We start from the raw sequence: 4,096 nt of genomic DNA on the forward strand, positions 1-4,096 counted from the left end.
TTTGCTTGACGGTCGCTCTTGGAGTTGCCATTCCTATGGTGGTTGGTGCGATGGTTTGGGTTGGTGTTGATGTAATTATTTCTAATATTTGGGATGAAAACAAGATAGAAGAAAACATAATAAATGGCTTAAAAGAGGCCACAAATGCTAAATAGAATTCTGATTTTTTTAGGAGTCCCTCTTGTATTAATCGGGATGCCTTTCTTATTATTTGATGCGATAAGCCCAATACTGGATGTTTATATATATCATCCAGAATCTATAGCGTTAACCTCCGTTTTTTCTATAGTTCCTTTTTTATCATGGTTTTGGTTTTTAAGTATAATAGGGTTTGTTTGTATTTGTTTTAATAAGCGTCCTGAATTACCTAAAGAGTGGAGTAAATATTTAGGAACTTACATTCCTTGTTTTCTATTTGTCATTGGGGTTGTTTTTGGAACGATTGGAAAAGATGCAATAAAGAAACACCTTGTTGATAGTGGTTACTTTTTAATTACTACAGAAAAGATAAGAACATCATTTTATATATCTCTTGATAAAGATATATACCATAGGGCTGATTAAACAAAAATTTGAGAAGAGTATGCAACAAAGATCTTTGCATTGATCATTGAGATCTAACGATTTTAGGATTAATCTCTATCCCCAGATGTGAAAAAACCACTCTTGCCGGAGTGGTTTTTTCGGAATACTCACAAATGATGACCAAATCGTTGTGTAAGTCCTTCCATGATAGACCATATCAAGTAAGCACTTCAAGAGTATTTCTGCACTCTGTTTGGAATCAAGATGTTTTGGACAGAACGACGCGCATCACTCACCGACCAAGGGATGTTCCAAAGGTGAGAGGTAAAGGCACTAATCAGAACTAAGCGTAAAGCTCGATAACACCGCCCCTTGTAGCTGCTAGAGGGGACAAGCGGAAAAGGAATAACTGATTAGTGTTGTGTGACTGGAACGGGGGCGAAAGCTTTACACACAGCGCAGGGCAGCCCGAAAGGGTAAGAGACAAAACTCCACGGAAAGCGACCATAGATGATACCCAAATCACTCAAGTTTAGAGTTGAAATGGGTAGGGGTCGGCGCAGCCGAAAGGGCTGATTTGGGGAGTCTTGCGACAACCTTATTCACCGCTTTTGGTCTCTTGTTTCTTGTAAGGTCTTTACCTCTTCTAATGTGAAGATTCGGTAAAGGTTTGAACGATAATACTCGAATGGGTGCTTCGATTCTTTGAACCTTATGTATTCAATTTTGTTGAAGTGGTTCTCTAACAGCTTTTTCATTTCGTTACTCTCAACGATGAAAAAGACTGCATGCCAGTACCCCTCTTTTTTTGCCTGTATGTGCTCTTTAAAAATGGTCCTGTAGCGTGATGGCGTTTGAATTGTTTGCATCAGTTCGAGTGCAATCTTTGCTCCCGAAGGACTTTTCACCAAGCCATCCGGTTTGTGTGCTACCTGATATTTTTTGCGTACATCTTCATGCTTACCATTTTCCCAATCACGCCATCCATTTTTTTGTAGCTGGAGCTGCACAAACTGTACTTTCATTTTATGTTCTGCATTCTTGGCCGTGACTCGGTACGGTACAAAACTCTTCTCTCTGCCATTACTTTTCTGTTGGTTTTGCGCAAGGCCTAAGTCGGTCACTCCCCACAATGCAAGCTTCCCTCTTGGCGTTTTTAGTTCGTACTTTTTGATGAGGTCTAAGCCTTTTAGTTTTGCCAGTAAACGATCGAGAGGCTGCCTTTTTTGATAATTCAAAAGCACCATTAAGTTGGTGATTGTGGAGTACGTTTCTTGTATTAAAAATTGTATGACGCATTGCATGTTGTCTGCATTTCGTTGGTAACGTTCGGTTTTATCTTGGATCAGATATTGTGTGTTCATCGGCCTCTGCCATCGGTGTCTATCATCGGGGGAGTATAGCACCCGACCGCAGACACCGATGAAATCCAAACAATAACAAGAAGTTTCGCCAAAGGGCGAATATTGAAAAAGCGTGCTTTTTCAATGAATTAGAATGTAAATCTTCGGGGCTGGACGCCCCTACAATTCAAATTCTAATTTAAAGCAAAATCCGCCTCGCTCCGCGAGACCAAGCCCCTATAGAGCGTGAAAAATGTCGCCCTTTTTGGACAAGTCCAAAGAGTCTCGTTTTTACATCGTTATACGGACTTGGTCTCGCCTGCTCAACGGATTTTGGGGCAAGCCCCCAAACCAAAACGCAGTTTGGGAACTGCTCGCCTTTTCGTTCGGGAACGGGCGTTTGGTTCGGCTCCCCCTGTCGAGAAAAAGGTTCGGGGGCTCACCTGTTTTCTCGATGCTACGTTGGACACTTCGCATTTTTTTCTGACTAGCAATTGAACCCCGCAAGGGGGCGCTTGGGCGATTGAGCCAGAAAAAAACATGGCTCACTAACTCACTTTGTTTCGCTGTTCGAACTGTCGCCTCGCGCTGCTCGTTGCCGGTTCGTTTGTCTTGGTAAAAACGCTTCGCTTAGTTTCACCAGGACAAACAAACTAAGCAGTTATGTTGTAACTCAAGGTTCAGTGTTAATTCGTTGATAGGCGCTTTTTGAGTACTTCCTAATCCTAATGCGAGCAATATTATGGTCATGTAACGTTTTTTGAAGTTCATGCTTTTCGTCCTTTCTTTTCGTAAATCTCGACACAAGTTAGCGTGTTTCATTTTTCTCTATGATCTTAAGATCTCACGCTGTTAGTTTGCTGTCATTTGAGCCAAGTTTTGAAGTAACAAGAGTTACTCTTTGGTTCAGTGAATGTGAGTTTAATTCGAATGATTGTTGTGACGCGGCAAATGACCGTTTGTGCGGTTTGAGCCAACTAGGCATTTTTATTTTTGGATAATGATAGATGCCTAGTTGCAGGTTGAACATGTGAAAAACGAGCATTTCAGAGGTGTTTCTGAGTGAGTTTAGAAGTTAGTTAGATTGCTATGTAAATCGCTCTCAAAGTGTCACAAACTTTCAAATGTTTTTTGGTGGGTAATGTGCCGGATTTCAGTCTGAAATCGTGCCTAGAGCGTTTGAGGGGCTTCTAAGTGGTGTTTTTGATAGTGAAGTTGCCTATTTAACATATGACCAATATTACGCACCTTTAAGTGTCGTTATGATGTCATCACGTTAATTGAGGTTAGGTGAACTGATGCCACACAATTTTTTGGATAGAAAGAAAAAACCGTTGAGTTCTTCTGGTGGAGGTTATAAGCCACTCCATGAAGAAGAGTCATTAAGAAAACCGCAAGCTCGAGAAGAAACAGTAAGGGAGCGAGCTGCCCGCCAACGTCGAGAGCGTCAAGCTGAATTGACGTATACCCAAGAAGATTACGCTCGTTGGGAAAAAAATCGTGTGCGTGCTACTGCAGAACGTAACGCGGCAGCGTTACAGGCCTACGATCTAACAGAGCCAGAATGGAACAAAGATCTACAAGACGATTTGAAAGAATACTTAGAAGGTAGACATACACAAGTTTGTATTTTCTCTGTTGATGATGCCGCAAAGTGTGCGATGAATATCTGGCATCAAAAAAATGAAGAAGGGGAAACGATTGGAAGTGAAACTCTGAAACTATTAGATGACATTCATTCAAAAATAGATATGGGCATAGGTATTATTACTGCGGCAAAAATATCAAAAGCTTTAGGTGGCTTTGGTATTACAGTTAAACAATATATTGATGCTCAGGGAATAGAACGAGTAATAATATCCAGTCTCTGGAATGACCCTAAGAAGTATTATGCTGTTGTTAATGGATTAAATATCAAAAAAAATTATCCATATAGAATTACAAACCCTACAATTAAGCAGTTGGGTGTTTTAGCTGAAGATACATTAAATGGATTTAAGAAAGGGGCTGTTTTAAGTTTAATTATATCGGCAACAATCAATACTAATGAATTGATGTTTAATGATGATTATCATTTAGTTGATTGGTGCGGTAGTATGGGAAGTGATTTGTTTAAGCTTTTAGCCACTGGTGCAGTTGTCGGTGGGATTATTTGCTTGACGGTCGCTCTTGGAGTTGCCATTCCTATGGTGGTTGGTGCGATGGTTTGGGTTGGTGTTGATGTAATT

The 4,096-nt window shown here is 40.6% G+C and carries 3 protein-coding genes; 2 read left to right on the top strand and 1 reads right to left on the bottom strand.

The window, feature by feature from the left end:
* The first annotated feature begins 144 nt into the window (after positions 1–144).
* Positions 145–564 (top strand): hypothetical protein, encoded by a 420-nt coding sequence (locus tag R7O13_RS23645; RefSeq protein WP_025789263.1) that lies wholly within the window; start codon positions 145–147, stop codon positions 562–564.
* A 563-nt stretch (positions 565–1,127) separates the two neighbouring features.
* Here the strand turns inward: R7O13_RS23645 and mobC are convergent.
* A complete protein-coding gene (mobC, locus tag R7O13_RS23650; RefSeq protein WP_318304793.1) occupies positions 1,128–1,958 on the bottom strand; it encodes a MobC family replication-relaxation protein in 831 nt (276 codons plus the stop codon).
* A gap of 1,208 nt (positions 1,959–3,166) precedes the next feature.
* Here mobC and R7O13_RS23655 point away from each other — a divergent pair.
* Positions 3,167–4,096: hypothetical protein (locus tag R7O13_RS23655; RefSeq protein ID WP_318183472.1), on the top strand; the 930-nt coding region annotated here is incomplete at its 3' end.

The organism is Vibrio sp. Y176 (genome assembly GCF_033438945.1).